This window comes from Moraxella lacunata, assembly GCF_002027545.1.
Taxonomy (GTDB): Bacteria; Pseudomonadota; Gammaproteobacteria; order Pseudomonadales; family Moraxellaceae; genus Moraxella; species Moraxella lacunata.
The window spans coordinates 1-14,572 of record NZ_MXAN01000046.1 but is presented as its reverse complement, the minus strand read 5'-3'; the positions used below and the strand labels follow the sequence as shown (position 1 = coordinate 14,572).

Genomic DNA, 14,572 nt, shown 5'->3' with positions numbered 1-14,572 from the left:
TTTTGAATATGATTTTTGAGCCGATACAGCCACCACCTGCATTCATGATTGACATTGTTGTTAAGCTGTTTGCCAAATTCAAACAGCGTTACAACGCACTCATGGCAACAGGCGGACAATACGACTGGGGGCGTAACAAAATCTTGGAATGGGCGGATTATTTCTCATCCAAGAATGCCACGATTGTCGAGCTAAGTCAAGCCTACCGCCTTAGCAAAGACGCCTTTAAAAAATTCCCGCCAAACGAAGTTGAGTTTTTGGATTTGGTGCGTCAAGGTCGCTACATGGACAAGGACAAAGCCCTGCAAATCGCCTGTGAGTGTGCTTCGCTTAGCCAGTATGAGACAGTGACCGACAAGTGGCAACACCCTGTGATTTTTGAAACCGCCATGCGTATTGGGTTTTTTGCACTAACCCATGAACCTGCCTACACCGTCAAGGACAAATGGGCAAGAGCCTACAAAGCAGTGTGCGATGAGATGGACGCAGGGGCAATGTTTGCCATTCCTACCGCTCCACTGCTTGAAAACAAACAGCCCATTGCCAGTGATGAGTTTGCCATGCAAATGCTAAGCAGTTTTAAAAAGTCAAAGGGGGTCTTATGCTAAGCGGATATTTGAAAGTATTTCTGAACGGCACGGGCGATGAGCCAATTTATGAACTTCACGGGGATTGGCGAAACAAATACAAAAAAGAAAAAGTGTTTAAAAAACCACGCAACACCAAAATCACGTTCCACATGTTTAACCAGTTTGGCGATAAATACGTGGAAACCCAAGAAGTCAAAATCAGCATGGATGATTTATCACGGGTCATCTATGCCATGGGCAGACAAATCATCGATGAGAACCCCGAGCATGAGATTGATACATTTGCCAGTTATGCGGTGGTGCGATTATGAATAAAATCCTAATCGGCATAGACGCAGGGGACAAAACAGGCTTTGCACTCTCGCTAAACGGCACGCTAAGACAAGCCAAAACGTTATCAATCATTGAAGCGATGGAAGAAGTCAGAAAGACTGCCCTAAGTGCCAAACGTAGCACTCAGGAGTATGAAATCACCGTGTTTATCGAAGACGCTCGCAAGAGAAAATGGGTAACAGGCGGTCGTGAGAAATTGCAAGGCGTGGGGTCAGTCAAGCGTGATTGCAAAATTTGGGAAGAGTTTTGCAAATACCATGACATCAATTACGAGCTTATCGCACCAAAAGACAACAACACCAAACTGTCCGACCAAACATTCAAACGCATGACAGGTTGGACACAACGCACCAGTGAACATGCAAGAGACGCAGTTATGCTGATTTGGGGAAGAGTATGAAATTTGAAATACCGCCTATTTTGTGGGCAAACAAAGACGGCAAACGCATCAGCCAAAGTACATTCATCACTTACACCATTTTTGAAAATGGCTTATGCAATTATGGCGAAGGCAAATTTAAAGAGTGTCGCTCGGTAGATGATGCCATGGACTGGGTAGAAACAGTTCACTATCCCGACCAAGTTAAGAAGTATTTTAGGGTGGTGTGTGACCGACAAGATGTAGCAAGTGCTGTTATTAACGACAGACACACCGCCGTTGTGTGGAGCGAGCTTTTAAAAGAGCACCAGCGATTGTTGGGTGGCAAATGAACCGACTTACCCAAATCCGTACCCTGCCCTGTGTCCGTTGCCAAAGCACCCCGTCCCAAGCGTGCCACGCTAATTGGGGCGAGTTTGGTAAGGGCATGGGGATTAAGGCAGATGATGAGTACACCATTCCCCTTTGTCATACCTGCCATGTGTGGCTTGACCAGTATCAAGAGATGGATAGGGGCAAGGCAAAGGCGTGGTTTTTGGGGAAACTTGAATTTGTTAATTCTGTGTTAAATGAGCAGGATAACCCAACTGAGAATTTATTTTAAAGGCGTTTGTTATGATGATTATTTTTTGGATTATTTGTTATTTAATCAAAACCTATTTGATTTATTTGGCTTATCAAGATATGAGTGGACTATTTGCTTTTCCTAGTTTGAATTATATTGAGATGTTATTAATTTTAAACTTTGGGTTAATGATTGGGCGTATTTTATGTAATCCTAGCTATTCGGATTTTAGTGTCTATAAGAAATTTACAACAGCAGAAAAAGTAACTTTGGGTTTTTCAGATGTGTGTATTGTTTTAATTCTTTGTTCACTTCATATGCTATATAAAATTTTCTTATGAAAAACCAGTCTTACCGTCTTATCAGTCCCGAAGTCGCAGGTAACTGTTTTCGTGCCATTCAAGAAGCCGTAGCGGATAGCAAGGGCACACCGCATAATGTCGTGGTAACGATTGGCATTGATGACGATAAGGCAAGAAGCTTGGCACAAAATCGTCTGTATTGGAGCTGGCTTCACGAATTAGAAAGCCAAAATGGGCAAGATGACGAGTGGTGGCATTGTTATTTTAAACGCTTGTTTTTATCCGCCATTTATGCCCGAGACGATGGCGAATACGCCAAAATGGCGGAGAGTATCAGACAATGTAAGGGGCTGATTGATGATAAACATTATGAGAGCATGGCTATGGGCGTGATTAAGAAAATCAGTACGACAACGGCAAATACCAAACAATTTGCCGAGTATTTAACCAAGATTGAACTATGGGCGGTGGCAAATGGGTTTGGGATTACGACACCGCAAGAATTGGAGTGGGCGAGATGATTGAATGCGTGGTGGGCAGCGAGATGGTAGATGGCGAAAGCGGATTGCCACATTTGGCTCATGCTGTTTGTTGTTTGATTTTTTTGATGTGGTTTGATGGGAGTGAGAAATGAATAGCGATGAATACTATAAATGGCTACAAAAATTTGAAAAAAGAATTACGAGCGATGACACATTCACACCACCTGCGGTGTATGACATTGTTTTAGATTATGTAAACCAATATATTTTAAATTTGGACGATTTGACGGTAGAACGCCCTTTTTATCCTGATGGCGATTATCAAGCACACGCCCAAAACTATGATGAAAACACGGTGGTGATTGACAATCCGCCTTTTTCTATTTTGTCAAAAATCATTGATTTTTATTTGGCAAATAATATCAAATTCTTTTTGTTCACCCCTTCTTTGACGGTGTTTAACACAATGCGAAACCGTGATTGTACCGCCATTATTGCCCCAAATAATATCACTTATGATAATGGGGCGGTGGTAAGTACTTGTTTTGTTACTAATTTGTGTGGTGATGTGCGAGCAATAACCGCCCCAACACTATACAATGCCCTACAAGCATTAGAGCAACAAAAACCAAAGTTACCAAAATATCAATATCCGTCCAATATACTGATGGTAAATAATTTAAATAAATTATGTAGGGCAGGGATTGAATTTAGTGTGTCGGCTGATGAGAGTGTTTTTATTAGTCAGCTTGATAGCCAAAAAGCACACAAAAAAGGTTTATTTGGTGGCGGATTGCTGATTGGCGATAACAAAGCTAAAGAACTGCAAACAAAAGAATTGCAAATCAAAAACAATTTAATAAATTGGGAATTGTCCGATAGAGAATGGGCGATTGTGGAGAGTTTGGGGACAAGTAATGATTGAACAATACGGTTTGGGAATTTTTTTGGTGTTGGTGTTTGTGTTATTGCCGTTGTTTTTGAGCTTTTGCATTTGTTCGGTGTTACTTTTTGACATGATAAAAGAACGTCGCAAATTTCAACAAGAGTTTGAGAAATCAAAAAAGAGATGGAGAGATTTGTGATGAATGATTACGCAAATTTAGATTTAGTCCGTGCGGTAATGAGCCAAAAAAGTACAAGCGAGTTTAGCAATAACTTTGGTAAGTCGCTAAGTGCGATTGATATGGCGGACGCTAGCGGTTGCCTTGTTTATGTCAGTAAGCACGCCCCTAGCGACAATCCCAATCTTATGCAATCAGCGGTGGCGTGCTATGTTGATGACAGCAAGCGTGAAGCGTTTTATCACGAAGTTGTCAAACTTGCCGAACAGGGCTATAAATCAAAGACCCAACGCCAAAAACACGCCAAAAATCTTGCCCGTGCGGTTGTGATTGATACGGTGCAATGTGCTTTGACAGACACACAAAAGGCTAAAATGCTAGGGATTTCAAAATCCACGTTTTGCCAATCGCACACGCTTGTGTATGACAACGTGGCAGGGGCTGTGGCTAGTGAGTTAAGCATTGCAGACGATGTGGCAGGCGAATATTGGCGAAAAACATTTAGGGAAAATAGAGGCTAATCAAGCCTCTTGTTCTAAGCGTTTGGCGTACTCAATAATCGCCTGTTTAATCGCCCCTGCACGGTTGCCGTTGTGGTGGGCTTTGATTTTTTGTAGGGCTTCATAGGCTTCTGTGTCGTATTGACCTAGTAGCACTCGCACATCTTCTAGGGCTTTATTGGTGTTTTTTTTGATGGCATTTAATTGAGCGTTTGAAGTTTTCATACAGACCCCTTGATTTTTGTAAAAATGATGGCATAATATTAGGTAAGGAGTGGGCTAAGGTTTCCCTTAACCCTACCCTAGATAATGCTTTTGGCGTTATCCTTAGGTACTGCTATCAATAAGCTGGTAAGCTAATGAATAACAGGGCTAAAACGATTAGTAGCTTGACAACTGTTTTCATCGTCTTTACTCCTTGTAGCTACCACTTACACAGGTCGGTAGCGGTAACCTACCAAGTGGGGCGAGCCACCGCCCTTACTTGATGTGTCTATTATATATTGACTTAGATACTATGTCAATATATAATTTAAAAAATCCGCTCATTATTTGGGCGGATTTTTTTATTGACAAGGTATGGGGAATAAGCCACAAAAAAACGGTCAAACGACCGTTTTTGTTAAATTGCCAACTGCAAGCGTTTGCCAATCACACTAAACGCCTTTTCAAGCATTTCTAATTTACTAGAATGACTCAAGTCCCACAGTCTATCCACTTGCTTTTGATTGACCGACAGACGGCGAGCAAGCTCAGCTTTGGTAATGCCTTGTGAGAGCATTTCGTGATACAGGGCAAGTTTGGTTTGCACTGATACGGGCAAATAGATAGCGTGTTCACCGTCTTGTAGCTCGCTTGGAGCGGGGATTGGATGACGTTCGTCCATATAGATACTAAATGCCGTCTCTAAGCCGTCAAGGGCGGATTGGTAGGCTTCATCAACAGTTTCGCCCACGCCAACCGCTTCTGGTATATCACGAAATTCTACCAAAAAAGTGTCGTTGTTGTCGGGTGTTAAAGTTGCTGGGTAATACATAAAATTTTCCTTATCAATTGGGCTTTTTACACAGTTTAGGAAAGTTGGGGATTTTCCCCCAACCTTATAAATCCAAGTCTTTTAGAATTTTCTTTCTAAGTCCTTCCCCAATCTCTTTGCTACCGTGATAAGGGAAAGTGGTGGTTTTGCCATTTAGGGTAACTTTGCGATGTGAGCCTTTACCGCCTTGCTTGTTTACTGTTGCCCCTTGTGCAACAAGCCACCTTTGAAATTCTGAATACTTCATAAAAAGCCCTTTGGTTGTTGTGTATGGGTGCTATTATAAGACAAATTTGTCTTATTATCAAGACAAATTTGTCTTATTTTTAAAAATATTTTTACTTGACAAATGGCGAATGATGGGCTATGATATGCCCACTACTAAACATAAAGCGGAAAACTCACACCGTCATTGTGATTTTTTTGTATCTAAAATTTGACAAAAAGTGAACCGAGAATTTTCGGAACACTCACAATCAAAACAAAATTCGTCTTATGACGGGTTGATAGGGGTAAATAAAACACCTGCAAAGGAAATAGCCCCAGCCGTCTTTATGCGGTAGTTGAGACCCGTTACCCTATTGGGTAACATTCACTAACTAAACATAAAGGTATCACTATGACACATCTAGTCATCTCAAATCACACCATCAGCCAAGACAAAAACGGCTTTTTCTCTCTCAATGACCTTCATAAAGTAAGTGGTGGTGCAAGCAAACATCAGCCATCAAACTTTTTGCGTAATGCTGAAACGCAAGAACTTATCAAAGAAATTGAGCTTGAAAAATCAAACTCATCAAATTTGATGAGTATCGCATACACAACAACCGAAGGTAAAAAAGGCGGTACATTTGTCTGCCGTGAACTGGTCTATCGCTATGCGATGTGGATTAGCCCTAAATTTAGCTTAATGGTTATCCGTGCCTTTGATGCACTTAATACTGGGGCGATACCTTGCCTTGAAACCCCCAAACTCTCTGATGAGCAATGCTATCAAATCCAAAAAGCCATTAAACAAAAATGCTTACACAATGGTGTACACTATCAGACCATTTATAACGCTCTTTATGACAAATTCAAAAAGAAAAGTTATAAAGATATTTTGGCAAGCGATTTTGATAGTGCAATGGCGTTTATTGAGAGTTTTGAGTTCGCCCCTGCTTTGAATATTGCCTTTGTGCAAAACATTCTAGCCGACAACGCCCATCAAAACCGCAAGGCACAAGATGAGCTATCACAGATGATGGCGTATTTTGGCGGTGCATTAGACCACCTGCAAGAATTAAAACACCGCCTAGAAATATCCGAGCGGTGCATTACCGCATTGCAAAATCGGTTTATTGCCTAAAATCCTGCAAAAGACACTTGACAAACCGAACAAAAAACCCTATAATTTGGCAAAATGCGGTTAAGTGTGAAAACTTAGCCGTTTTTTTCAGCCCTGCCTTTTGGTGGGGTTTTTTTGTTTGGGAGAATTTCATGCAAGACCAAATCCGAGAACTTGAACAAAAAATCAGTGAGCTTATTGCTTATTGCAAAAATGACGGTTTTTATGACCCACGCAAAATTGCGGTTTCAAACACACATTTTGAAACTGCGTTGCTTTGGTTGAAAGACGCTGATAATCGTAAATAACTGCCAACCGTCCTTATTGGGCGGTTTTTATTGCCTGTCGCTTGACCGCCGATAGAATGCACCACAGCGTAAAACATCAGATTGGGTGAGTTGGTCGCACCGCCATTTGACGAACGAACGCCACTCCCTTACCGTCTTTGTGCATTAAGTGGGTAAAGGGTTGGTAAGTAGCGGTTTCCCCATGTCCGACAGGGGCTTTTTTATTTTAAAAGGAGCGTAAGCATGGCGAAACTTACGCCAAAACAATGGGAGCTGGCAAGGGCGGATTATGAAATACACGGCTTGTCTTATTCTGATTTGGTTAAAAAATATGGAATGAGCAGGGGTAGTATTTCCAAGCGTGCCAATGATGAACAATGGCAACAGGGCAAAAATGAACAGTTAATTACAAAAAAAGTTAATGCAATCATTGAGTTACAAAAAACTGAACAGCAAATTGAACAACTTGAACCCCTTGTTCAAAAAAGCATTGATAGCGAAGTAGCACTTCGTCTCGCTCGTGAGAACCTGTTTATTGATAGTGCCTTAAAGAACCAACAACGAGCCAATGAGTTGCTTGAAATGGCTGACGATTTGGCACAGCTTAACCAACACAGTCAAATCACGGCAAGAAATAAAGAGACGGTGCTAGGCAAAAATCCAGATACGGCGATACAGATTAACAACCAAAACAATGCACCGCCTGTTTTCCAATTAAATCCTGTAAAAGCAAAATGAATGTTGATTTTCCAGAAGTTTTAACCCCTGCCTTTGACAACCTATCACAGGCTATTTATGACACCATTGTCATGTATGGCGGACGGGGTGGGGCAAAATCGCAAGCCCTAGCCAATCTTGGCATATTAGAAAGCTACATTGATGACGGTGTAATACTGTGTTGCCGTGAAGTGCAAAAATCTATCAATGACAGTATTTTTTCTATGTTGGTGAGTGCCATTGAGCGACTGGGCTTGCTTGGTGATTTTGAGATTTTTAAGCATGAAATTACCAACAAAAAAACAGGGGCAAGGTTTATTTTTGCAGGGTTAAAACACAACGTAACCGCCATTAAATCCATTGACAGATTGCGAGTGGTGCTGGTGGACGAAGCCGAGAACGTCTCGCAGGGCAGTTGGGATATTTTACTGCCCACGCCCCGTTATGGCAACACACGAATTTATGTGGTGTTTAACCCACGTTTTGAAGATGACCCCACTTATCAAATTTTTGTCGAATTGCCCCATGATAGTAAACTTGTGATAAAAATCGGTTGGCAGGATAATCCGTGGTTTCCTAAGTCGCTGGATAATGTCCGCAGGCGTGATTTATTGGGGGACATGGGGCGGTATCGCTGGATTTGGGACGGCGAGTTTTTGCAAATATCCGATGCCAGTATCTTAGCCAAAAAGATTGTCAGTTATGAGTTTAGCCTTGACAAAACCTTTGGCGAGCCGTTGATTGGCGTTGATTGGGGGTTTAGTAATGACCCGACCGCTGTGGTCGAGTGCTATGTCAAAGACAACGTGCTGTATATTTATCACGCCAATAGCAAGGTGGGGCTTGAACTTAACGACACCGCCGAATGGCTATTAAAATCCGCCCCTAATATTGCGACTTTTACCAGTCGTGCTGATAACGCACGCCCCGAGACGATAAGCAAAGTCAAGGGCGAAGGCGTGCCACTTATCAAGCCTTGTCATAAGTGGAAAGGGTCTATTGAAGACGGTATCGCTTACTTACAAGGGTTTCGCCAAATCGTGATACACTCACAGGCGGACGCTTGCCGTGCTGAACTTGTGGCGTACAGCTTTAAAAAAGACCGCTTTGGCGAGATTACCGCTGTCCCTGATGACAAGGACAACCATTATGCCGATGCCTTGCGTTATGCCTTAGAACCGCTTATCCGTGGGCGTGGTAAATCTGTTTTTGATGTGGTGCAATAATGCTAAAACAATTACTAAAAATTGCCGATAGTACCCTTGTCAATTTGGTATCAAAAATGGGTACAAACCAAGACAAAGCAAGCCATGATAGGTTTGCTTTTTTTGTGCCAAAATCGGTGTATGAGCTTGATAATATCTATCAATCCGACTGGGTGGCAGGCAAGATTATCAACCGTCCAACCCAAGATATGTTCCGTAAGGGCTATTATTTTACAGGTGTTGCAGGGTCATCATTGACACGACTCAATGCCGAGCTAAAACGGCTAAAAGCCGATACGCATTTGGCACAGGCAGTCTCATGGGCAAGGCTTTATGGTAAGGCGTATATCTTACTTGCTAGCCATGATAACGATGATTTGACCAAACCGCTGAACACCGCCAAAGGGCTAAGTTATATCAAGGCGTTGTCGGTCAAGCAGTTATCGCCAACATCGGACTATCTACCTGCTTCACAGGCAGGTGGGTTTTTTGATAAGCCTAAGTTTTATCAAATCCAAAATATGGAGCAGGCTTTGGGCTTGGTACACCATAGCCGAGTACTTGTTATTGAGTGGCAGGACGGTGTGTCGGTGCTACAAAAAGTCTATGACGAACTGTTGCGTTTTGCAAGGGTGAATAACAACGCATCAAGCCTTGTCCATGAAAGCAAGATTGATGTGATACGAACGCCTGATTTGGCAACACAGATTGAGATGAATAGCGACAACGCCTTTAAGCGGTTTTCGCTGGTCAATATGATGAAGTCAAATAACGGCATGCTTGTCCTTGACAAAGAAGAAGAGTACGATAGCAAGGCATACAGTTTTGGTGGACTGCCCGAACTCATGCGTGAATTTGCAATCCAAACATCAGGGGCGTGCGACATACCTTATACGATTTTGTTCGGTCAATCCCCTGCTGGCATGAACGCCACAGGCGAACACGACACGGCAAATTATTATGACACGGTGGCAAGCTATCAGAGCTTGTATTTAAAGCCGTTGTTTGATGATTTATTGGACATTGTGTGTGGGTATTTGGGGCTGACAGCAGAGCTACATTTTAACCCACTGTGGCAGATTGATGAAAAAACCTTGTCAGAAGTGGAAAAAAACCACGCCGAACGCCACAAGATTTACCTTGAATTGGGGATTATCACAGAGTCTCAAATCGCCAAGCAATTGGTGGAAGAAAAAACCTACACCGTGATTGATGACACTCATATCAAACTTTTGGAGCGGTTAAATGCTGACTCAATTGCAACCGATTTTGACACAGGCGACACGCCATAAAAAAGGTCGTAAAGGCAAAAGCCGTCCGATTTTTGTGTCAAAAAAAACCGAAGTACTGTATTTGACCGCCCTAAATGGGTTGATTGATGAAATGCACCAAGCGACCCTTGATGAGCTTAATGTCATCATGACACCACAAATTGGCGATGGCGTGGCGGTGGCGGACGGCTTATTTGACCGCTTTATGAGTGCTTTTGCCAACTTTTCTGGACAAATCAAAGACAAGGTGGCAAGCCTTGCCGAACAAATCGCCAAAAAGATTGTGGGCGAGCAAAAAAAGGCAAGCGATAAGCAGTTGTCGGACATGCTATTTAAGCAAACAGGCATTGATTTGACGGGGCTAATGAACGATGAAGAGCTGACCGAAGCGGTCAATGAAGCGATTGGGGCAAACGTTGCCTTGATTAAGTCAATCCCTAAGCAATACCTAGACAGGGTGGAGCTGGCGGTGCTGACAGGCTTACAAAATGGCGAGCTAAACAAGACATTGGCAGACGAACTACAAAAAATCCACAATATCACCAAAAACCGTGCCGAGCTGATAGCATCCGACCAATTAGCCAAAATCAACAGCCGATTGTCGCAAATTCGCCAACAACGGCTAGGCATTACGCATTACACTTGGCGGACAAGCCGTGATGAGCGTGTACGCCATGACCACCGCCTAAGAGACGATAAACTCATCGCATGGGACAATCCACCAGATGACGGACACGCAGGGCAAGCGATACGCTGTCGCTGTGTGGCAGAGCCTTATACCGAGCATTTATTGGGCGGAAAATCGCCTGAGGAAGTGATGGCAGAGCAGGAAGCTGTTAAGGGCGGTGCGGATTTAAATTCCCAAATTGATAAAATCCTAAAACAACAACAATCCGCCATTAAATCTGTTTTGGCAAACTCATCAAATTTAATCACTGATAATATGGGCGATTTAACGAGATTGGATTTGCCACATGGAGTAGATGGTGCAAAAGGTTGGACGGGTGGTATTATGGGTTTGAGAAAGTCAGAAAGACTAATGAAACGCCTGATTGCCGAAGGTAAAGAAATTCCGCCAGCGTGGGCAATTCATCATTGGTCAATTGACAGTAGTTATTTGGTGGATAGATATCGCAAAAACCCCTTTTTGGCAGATGATAAACGCCTTGAGATGAAAGATGCAACTGATAAAGCAGAAAGTTTAATAAAACAATTGTTTTCTGATGAAAGGGCTGTGATAAAAGAACCGATTGTGCTATTTCGTGGCGTTGGATTGCCACAGGAACAGGTTTCTTTAATTGAGAAAACACTCAATAAAGGGGGTACGCCTGAATTTGTGGAACAATCTTACAATTCAAACACTCTCAAGCTTGATTTGGCAAAACAGTTTGCAATCGGAGCAGTAAAGCATGGTAATATCCCAGTTGTTCACAAAACTCTTGTCAAAAGTGGTGTAAAAGGAATTGACATTACTGAATTAAATTATTATGATGAGCAAGAAATACTACTACAAAATAATTTAGTTCGTAAGGTTGTTTCTATGCAACAAGATAGCAATGGCGTGATTGAATTAACATCAATTATCGAGCCTAACCATTCTTATATTGGCGATAGTAAATCCAACCAATGCTTTGAACAGGAGGTTAGCGTTTACTTTCCAGATGACCCGCATTTAAATAAGGTGGCTGGTACTGTGGCAACTTTGCGTATAGGCACTGGTAAAATTTCCGACATTCGCTTAGATGATTGATTTAGCCCTGTCATACAGGGCTTTTTTTATTGGCAAACCCAAGTTTTTACTTGGGTTTTTTATTGGAAAATGGGTGATGAAACTTTTTCAAATTATTGACCTAAAACCCACAAAACGCATCAAAACCCCACAAGGGTTTATGATTTGCCAAGGCGTAACTTTGGCAAAGCCGATGGTTAAGCAGTATTATGCAGGCGAGCTTGGCGAGTTGGATGGCTTTATGCCTACCGATATTGTCAATATCTACACCCCTGCTGACGTGCTGTTTAGTGAGCAGGTCATTGACGGCTTTATGGGGGCGGACGTTACCATGCACCACCCAGACGGCAACCAAATCAACGCCAACAATTATAGACAACACGTCATCGGCACCGCCAAAAATGTGCGTGAAGAAAATGGGTATTTGGTGGCGGACTTGATTATCAAAGACAACTGGGCAATTGAAGCGATTGAGTATGACAACGTCCGCCAAATATCGCTTGGCTACTCGGCAAGCCTTGACATGACAGACGGCACAACCGACACAGGCGAGAACTACCACGGCAAGTGGCAAGCCATGAAAGCCGACCACATCGCTGTGGTGCGTGAGGGGCGTTGTGGGTCGGACTGCTATATTGGCGACAGTAATTTTAACCTAAACTTTAACCGTGAGGATTTTATGAAAGTAAAAATCGGTAACCTTGAATTTGACGTGGGCGATGGTACGCTTGCCCAAGCCATTAACAATCAAACGGCAGAATTGACCGCCCTGCAACAAGGCGAAATTAAAATTGGCGATACCGCATTTAGCCTTGGCGAACACAAAGCCATGCAAGCTACGATTGACAAGCTGGTGGCGGACAAACAAGCCTTGCTTGACGAAAACACCACGCTAAAAGCCAATCAAATCACACCCGAGCAGGTGGAAAAGTTGGTGGCTGACCGTGTCAAAACCCTTGACGATGCCAAAGCCTTAAATCCGCAAATCGTGGCGGACGGCAAAACGGTGGAGCAAATCAAACGTGAAATCGTGAGTGCGAAAGCAGATGACACGCTGGTAAAAGCCATTGTGGGCGATGTCAAGACGGCAAGCCAAGCGGACATTGACACCGCCTTTAAAGCACTGGTGGCAACAGCTGACCGCCAAACGGTGGCAACTGATACCTTGCTTGCCGATATGAATGTGGGCGATAAAAAGCCCCAGACAACCTTTGATAAATCCGCCATGTGGAAAGGAGAATAATTATGTTTAACCAAGCATTAACAGGCGATAACGCCATTGCCCTGCTAGGGCAACGTGTCAAATCCGCCCCCGAAGAAGTACTTAGTTTGCCCCTAATGGTTGAGCCAACTTATCCTGTCAAGGACGGCTCGCCCATTTATCTCACTGCTGACAAAAAGGGCTGTACCACTGTCCAAAATGCAACCGCTGGCTTTGTGGGCGTGGTGGTGCTACACAACATCGGCAAGTCGGGCAAATCTGCTGATGGCGAATTTTACCAAAAAGGCGATGTCGTGCCTGTCATGGTCAAGGGTAAAATTTGGGTCGAAGCCAAAGATGCTGTGAGCGAACTGACAGGCGATGTTGGGGCAAGCGAACAGGGGCAATTTAGCACAAGCGATACCCCATTAAAGGGCTTGCGATTTGCTAGCCCAAGCGTTGGCACAAAAAATCTAACCATTGTTGAAATTTTGGGAGTGTAACCGTGGATAAAATCCAACAAATGAAAATGCGACTTACCCCTGTGGCAAGTCATATCCAATCGCAAGTGGGCGATGCGTTCAATCTTGATGCGTTGGCAAAACTGTTTGTACAAGTGGAAAACATCAATGCGATGACCCCACAGATGACACAGGCGATGAGCTATGCCAAATATATCCCTGTCAAAAATAACTTTGGCGGTGTGGTGGGTACGTCTCATATCTTACAACGTAAGCAAGGCGTAGGTCTTGGCAAGGCGTACAGTGGTACAGGTGGCGATATTCCGCTTGCCGAAGTGCTGTACGACACCGTAAGCCTAGACATCAAGGCAGGGGCAATCGGCTATCAGTATAGCATTCACGAAGTGGCAACGGCTTTGGCAATGGGCGTATCATTGGAAGCAGATAAGATTGCCGCCGCACGCTTGGCGTTTGAAAAGCACATGGCGAATGTGGCATGGCTTGGCGAACCTGAGACAGGGTTAAATGGTTTTTATAACCAAACAGGCGTGTCAAAAACCGCCAAAACCATTGATTTTGAAAATGCCACGCCAACACAGATTCTGGACTTTTTCAACACGATGATTTTTGATGCGTTGGACGTGTCGGACGAAACAGGCATTGATATTGATACCATTATCTTGCCAACGTCTGTCTCTCGTGTGCTGTCTAGCCGTGTAACAAGCGACAACAACCCAACCTTGCTACTTGATTTTGTTAAGAAAAACAATGAGGCGGTGCTTGAAGGTCGCAACATTGAGATTGTGGCGAATAAGCGTGGTAATGGGCGTGGCGACACGGACGCTGACCGTATCGTGGCGTATCGTAAAGACCCAAATTGCATTGAGATGCGTATTCCCCAAGAGTTGCAATTTCAACCTGCCCAGCCAAAAGACTTGGATATTTACGTCCCTGGTAGCTATCTGTATCAAGGCGTTTGGCTAAAACGCATTGACAGTATGCGTTACTATGATGTCAAAAAATAACCCGATCACACAAGCCTAAGCCAAAAACTTAGGCTTTTTATGGAGTAAAACAATGTCAAAATATCAGTACAACGGCGAACATTAGACCTCTTTCCAAA

22 protein-coding genes are annotated in these 14,572 nt (G+C 43.3%); 19 read left to right on the top strand and 3 right to left on the bottom strand.

The genetic code is table 11. The annotated features are described in order from the left end of the window. The first annotated feature begins 8 nt into the window (after positions 1–8). From B5J94_RS14160 to B5J94_RS06695, 10 genes are all read left to right on the top strand, one after another. Positions 9–608 carry a hypothetical protein gene (locus B5J94_RS14160; RefSeq protein ID WP_062498434.1) on the top strand — a complete coding sequence of 200 codons (600 nt, stop codon included), beginning with the start codon at positions 9–11 and terminating at the stop codon, positions 606–608. Further along, positions 602–901, top strand: coding sequence for a hypothetical protein (locus B5J94_RS06730; RefSeq protein WP_062498435.1), 300 nt, complete (start codon positions 602–604; stop codon positions 899–901). Before B5J94_RS14160 ends, B5J94_RS06730 begins: the two co-directional genes overlap by 7 nt. Further along, the gene (locus tag B5J94_RS06725) at positions 898–1,323 is read left to right on the top strand and encodes a hypothetical protein (RefSeq protein WP_062498436.1); all 426 of its coding nucleotides are present in this window, start codon (positions 898–900) and stop codon (positions 1,321–1,323) included. Before B5J94_RS06730 ends, B5J94_RS06725 begins: the two co-directional genes overlap by 4 nt. Then, a complete protein-coding gene (locus B5J94_RS06720; RefSeq protein ID WP_062498437.1) occupies positions 1,320–1,634 on the top strand; it encodes a hypothetical protein in 315 nt (104 codons plus the stop codon). The genes B5J94_RS06725 and B5J94_RS06720 overlap by 4 nt, the downstream gene beginning before the upstream one ends. Further along, entirely contained in the window at positions 1,631–1,906 is a 276-nt protein-coding gene (locus tag B5J94_RS06715) for a DUF968 domain-containing protein (protein ID WP_062498438.1), read from the top strand. The genes B5J94_RS06720 and B5J94_RS06715 overlap by 4 nt, the downstream gene beginning before the upstream one ends. Before the next feature lie 11 nt (positions 1,907–1,917). Continuing rightward, on the top strand, positions 1,918–2,208 hold the full coding sequence (locus B5J94_RS06710) for a hypothetical protein (RefSeq protein ID WP_062498439.1): 291 nt from the start codon (positions 1,918–1,920) through the stop codon (positions 2,206–2,208). Further along, positions 2,205–2,690: a recombination protein NinB gene (locus tag B5J94_RS06705; RefSeq protein WP_062498440.1), complete on the top strand. Its 486-nt coding sequence runs from the start codon at positions 2,205–2,207 to the stop codon at positions 2,688–2,690. Before B5J94_RS06710 ends, B5J94_RS06705 begins: the two co-directional genes overlap by 4 nt. Continuing rightward, complete coding sequence (locus B5J94_RS14760) at positions 2,687–2,803, top strand: dATP/dGTP diphosphohydrolase domain-containing protein (protein WP_228144548.1); 117 nt, start codon at positions 2,687–2,689, stop codon at positions 2,801–2,803. Before B5J94_RS06705 ends, B5J94_RS14760 begins: the two co-directional genes overlap by 4 nt. Beyond that, a complete protein-coding gene (locus B5J94_RS06700; RefSeq protein ID WP_062498441.1) occupies positions 2,800–3,576 on the top strand; it encodes a hypothetical protein in 777 nt (258 codons plus the stop codon). Before B5J94_RS14760 ends, B5J94_RS06700 begins: the two co-directional genes overlap by 4 nt. A gap of 156 nt (positions 3,577–3,732) precedes the next feature. Continuing rightward, complete coding sequence (locus B5J94_RS06695; RefSeq protein WP_143821926.1) at positions 3,733–4,236, top strand: hypothetical protein; 504 nt, start codon at positions 3,733–3,735, stop codon at positions 4,234–4,236. Here B5J94_RS06695 and B5J94_RS06690 read toward each other — a convergent pair whose 3' ends face one another. The 3 genes from B5J94_RS06690 to B5J94_RS06680 form a co-directional block, all read right to left on the bottom strand. After that, a complete protein-coding gene (locus B5J94_RS06690; RefSeq protein ID WP_062498443.1) occupies positions 4,237–4,440 on the bottom strand; it encodes a hypothetical protein in 204 nt (67 codons plus the stop codon). 397 nt (positions 4,441–4,837) lie between these two features. After that, positions 4,838–5,251: a type II toxin-antitoxin system HicB family antitoxin gene (locus B5J94_RS06685; protein ID WP_062498444.1), complete on the bottom strand. Its 414-nt coding sequence runs from the start codon at positions 5,249–5,251 to the stop codon at positions 4,838–4,840. Between the two features lie 64 nt (positions 5,252–5,315). Beyond that, positions 5,316–5,498: a type II toxin-antitoxin system HicA family toxin gene (locus B5J94_RS06680; RefSeq protein ID WP_062498445.1), complete on the bottom strand. Its 183-nt coding sequence runs from the start codon at positions 5,496–5,498 to the stop codon at positions 5,316–5,318. A gap of 372 nt (positions 5,499–5,870) precedes the next feature. On the opposite strand from B5J94_RS06680, the gene B5J94_RS06675 reads away from it, so the two are divergent. The 9 genes from B5J94_RS06675 (at position 5,871) to B5J94_RS06640 (ending at position 14,474) form a co-directional block, all read left to right on the top strand. After that, positions 5,871–6,599: a KilA-N domain-containing protein gene (locus B5J94_RS06675; RefSeq protein ID WP_062498446.1), complete on the top strand. Its 729-nt coding sequence runs from the start codon at positions 5,871–5,873 to the stop codon at positions 6,597–6,599. Between the two features lie 131 nt (positions 6,600–6,730). Further along, positions 6,731–6,886, top strand: a complete 156-nt coding sequence (locus tag B5J94_RS14155; RefSeq protein WP_156471032.1) for a hypothetical protein — start codon at positions 6,731–6,733, stop codon at positions 6,884–6,886. Between the two features lie 222 nt (positions 6,887–7,108). Beyond that, positions 7,109–7,603, top strand: coding sequence for a hypothetical protein (locus tag B5J94_RS06670; RefSeq protein ID WP_062498447.1), 495 nt, complete (start codon positions 7,109–7,111; stop codon positions 7,601–7,603). Further along, positions 7,600–8,808, top strand: a complete 1,209-nt coding sequence (locus B5J94_RS06665) for a PBSX family phage terminase large subunit (protein ID WP_062498448.1) — start codon at positions 7,600–7,602, stop codon at positions 8,806–8,808. The genes B5J94_RS06670 and B5J94_RS06665 overlap by 4 nt, the downstream gene beginning before the upstream one ends. Continuing rightward, a complete protein-coding gene (locus tag B5J94_RS06660; protein ID WP_062498449.1) occupies positions 8,808–10,079 on the top strand; it encodes a DUF1073 domain-containing protein in 1,272 nt (423 codons plus the stop codon). Before B5J94_RS06665 ends, B5J94_RS06660 begins: the two co-directional genes overlap by 1 nt. Next, the gene (locus B5J94_RS06655) at positions 10,033–11,808 is read left to right on the top strand and encodes a phage minor head protein (RefSeq protein ID WP_062498450.1); all 1,776 of its coding nucleotides are present in this window, start codon (positions 10,033–10,035) and stop codon (positions 11,806–11,808) included. Before B5J94_RS06660 ends, B5J94_RS06655 begins: the two co-directional genes overlap by 47 nt. A gap of 76 nt (positions 11,809–11,884) precedes the next feature. Beyond that, the gene (locus B5J94_RS06650) at positions 11,885–13,030 is read left to right on the top strand and encodes a DUF2213 domain-containing protein (protein ID WP_158081044.1); all 1,146 of its coding nucleotides are present in this window, start codon (positions 11,885–11,887) and stop codon (positions 13,028–13,030) included. A gap of 2 nt (positions 13,031–13,032) precedes the next feature. Further along, the gene (locus B5J94_RS06645) at positions 13,033–13,491 is read left to right on the top strand and encodes a structural cement protein Gp24 (RefSeq protein ID WP_062498452.1); all 459 of its coding nucleotides are present in this window, start codon (positions 13,033–13,035) and stop codon (positions 13,489–13,491) included. Positions 13,492–13,493: 2 nt separating this feature from the next. Then, the gene (locus tag B5J94_RS06640) at positions 13,494–14,474 is read left to right on the top strand and encodes a major capsid family protein (RefSeq protein ID WP_062498453.1); all 981 of its coding nucleotides are present in this window, start codon (positions 13,494–13,496) and stop codon (positions 14,472–14,474) included. Positions 14,475–14,572 lie beyond the last annotated feature (98 nt).

What these genes read in the sequence shown, in the direction of transcription:
- B5J94_RS14160 (WP_062498434.1), top strand. Translation starts at nt 9, where the DNA reads ATGATTTTTGAGCCGATACAGCCACCACCTGCATTCATGATTGACATT.
- B5J94_RS06730 (WP_062498435.1), top strand. Translation starts at nt 602, where the DNA reads ATGCTAAGCGGATATTTGAAAGTATTTCTGAACGGCACGGGCGATGAG.
- B5J94_RS06725 (WP_062498436.1), top strand. Translation starts at nt 898, where the DNA reads ATGAATAAAATCCTAATCGGCATAGACGCAGGGGACAAAACAGGCTTT.
- B5J94_RS06720 (WP_062498437.1), top strand. Translation starts at nt 1,320, where the DNA reads ATGAAATTTGAAATACCGCCTATTTTGTGGGCAAACAAAGACGGCAAA.
- B5J94_RS06715 (WP_062498438.1), top strand. Translation starts at nt 1,631, where the DNA reads ATGAACCGACTTACCCAAATCCGTACCCTGCCCTGTGTCCGTTGCCAA.
- B5J94_RS06710 (WP_062498439.1), top strand. Translation starts at nt 1,918, where the DNA reads ATGATGATTATTTTTTGGATTATTTGTTATTTAATCAAAACCTATTTG.
- B5J94_RS06705 (WP_062498440.1), top strand. Translation starts at nt 2,205, where the DNA reads ATGAAAAACCAGTCTTACCGTCTTATCAGTCCCGAAGTCGCAGGTAAC.
- B5J94_RS14760 (WP_228144548.1), top strand. Translation starts at nt 2,687, where the DNA reads ATGATTGAATGCGTGGTGGGCAGCGAGATGGTAGATGGCGAAAGCGGA.
- B5J94_RS06700 (WP_062498441.1), top strand. Translation starts at nt 2,800, where the DNA reads ATGAATAGCGATGAATACTATAAATGGCTACAAAAATTTGAAAAAAGA.
- B5J94_RS06690 (WP_062498443.1), bottom strand. Translation starts at nt 4,440, where the DNA reads ATGAAAACTTCAAACGCTCAATTAAATGCCATCAAAAAAAACACCAAT.
- B5J94_RS06685 (WP_062498444.1), bottom strand. Translation starts at nt 5,251, where the DNA reads ATGTATTACCCAGCAACTTTAACACCCGACAACAACGACACTTTTTTG.
- B5J94_RS06680 (WP_062498445.1), bottom strand. Translation starts at nt 5,498, where the DNA reads ATGAAGTATTCAGAATTTCAAAGGTGGCTTGTTGCACAAGGGGCAACA.
- B5J94_RS06675 (WP_062498446.1), top strand. Translation starts at nt 5,871, where the DNA reads ATGACACATCTAGTCATCTCAAATCACACCATCAGCCAAGACAAAAAC.
- B5J94_RS14155 (WP_156471032.1), top strand. Translation starts at nt 6,731, where the DNA reads ATGCAAGACCAAATCCGAGAACTTGAACAAAAAATCAGTGAGCTTATT.
- B5J94_RS06670 (WP_062498447.1), top strand. Translation starts at nt 7,109, where the DNA reads ATGGCGAAACTTACGCCAAAACAATGGGAGCTGGCAAGGGCGGATTAT.
- B5J94_RS06665 (WP_062498448.1), top strand. Translation starts at nt 7,600, where the DNA reads ATGAATGTTGATTTTCCAGAAGTTTTAACCCCTGCCTTTGACAACCTA.
- B5J94_RS06660 (WP_062498449.1), top strand. Translation starts at nt 8,808, where the DNA reads ATGCTAAAACAATTACTAAAAATTGCCGATAGTACCCTTGTCAATTTG.
- B5J94_RS06655 (WP_062498450.1), top strand. Translation starts at nt 10,033, where the DNA reads ATGCTGACTCAATTGCAACCGATTTTGACACAGGCGACACGCCATAAA.
- B5J94_RS06650 (WP_158081044.1), top strand. Translation starts at nt 11,885, where the DNA reads ATGAAACTTTTTCAAATTATTGACCTAAAACCCACAAAACGCATCAAA.
- B5J94_RS06645 (WP_062498452.1), top strand. Translation starts at nt 13,033, where the DNA reads ATGTTTAACCAAGCATTAACAGGCGATAACGCCATTGCCCTGCTAGGG.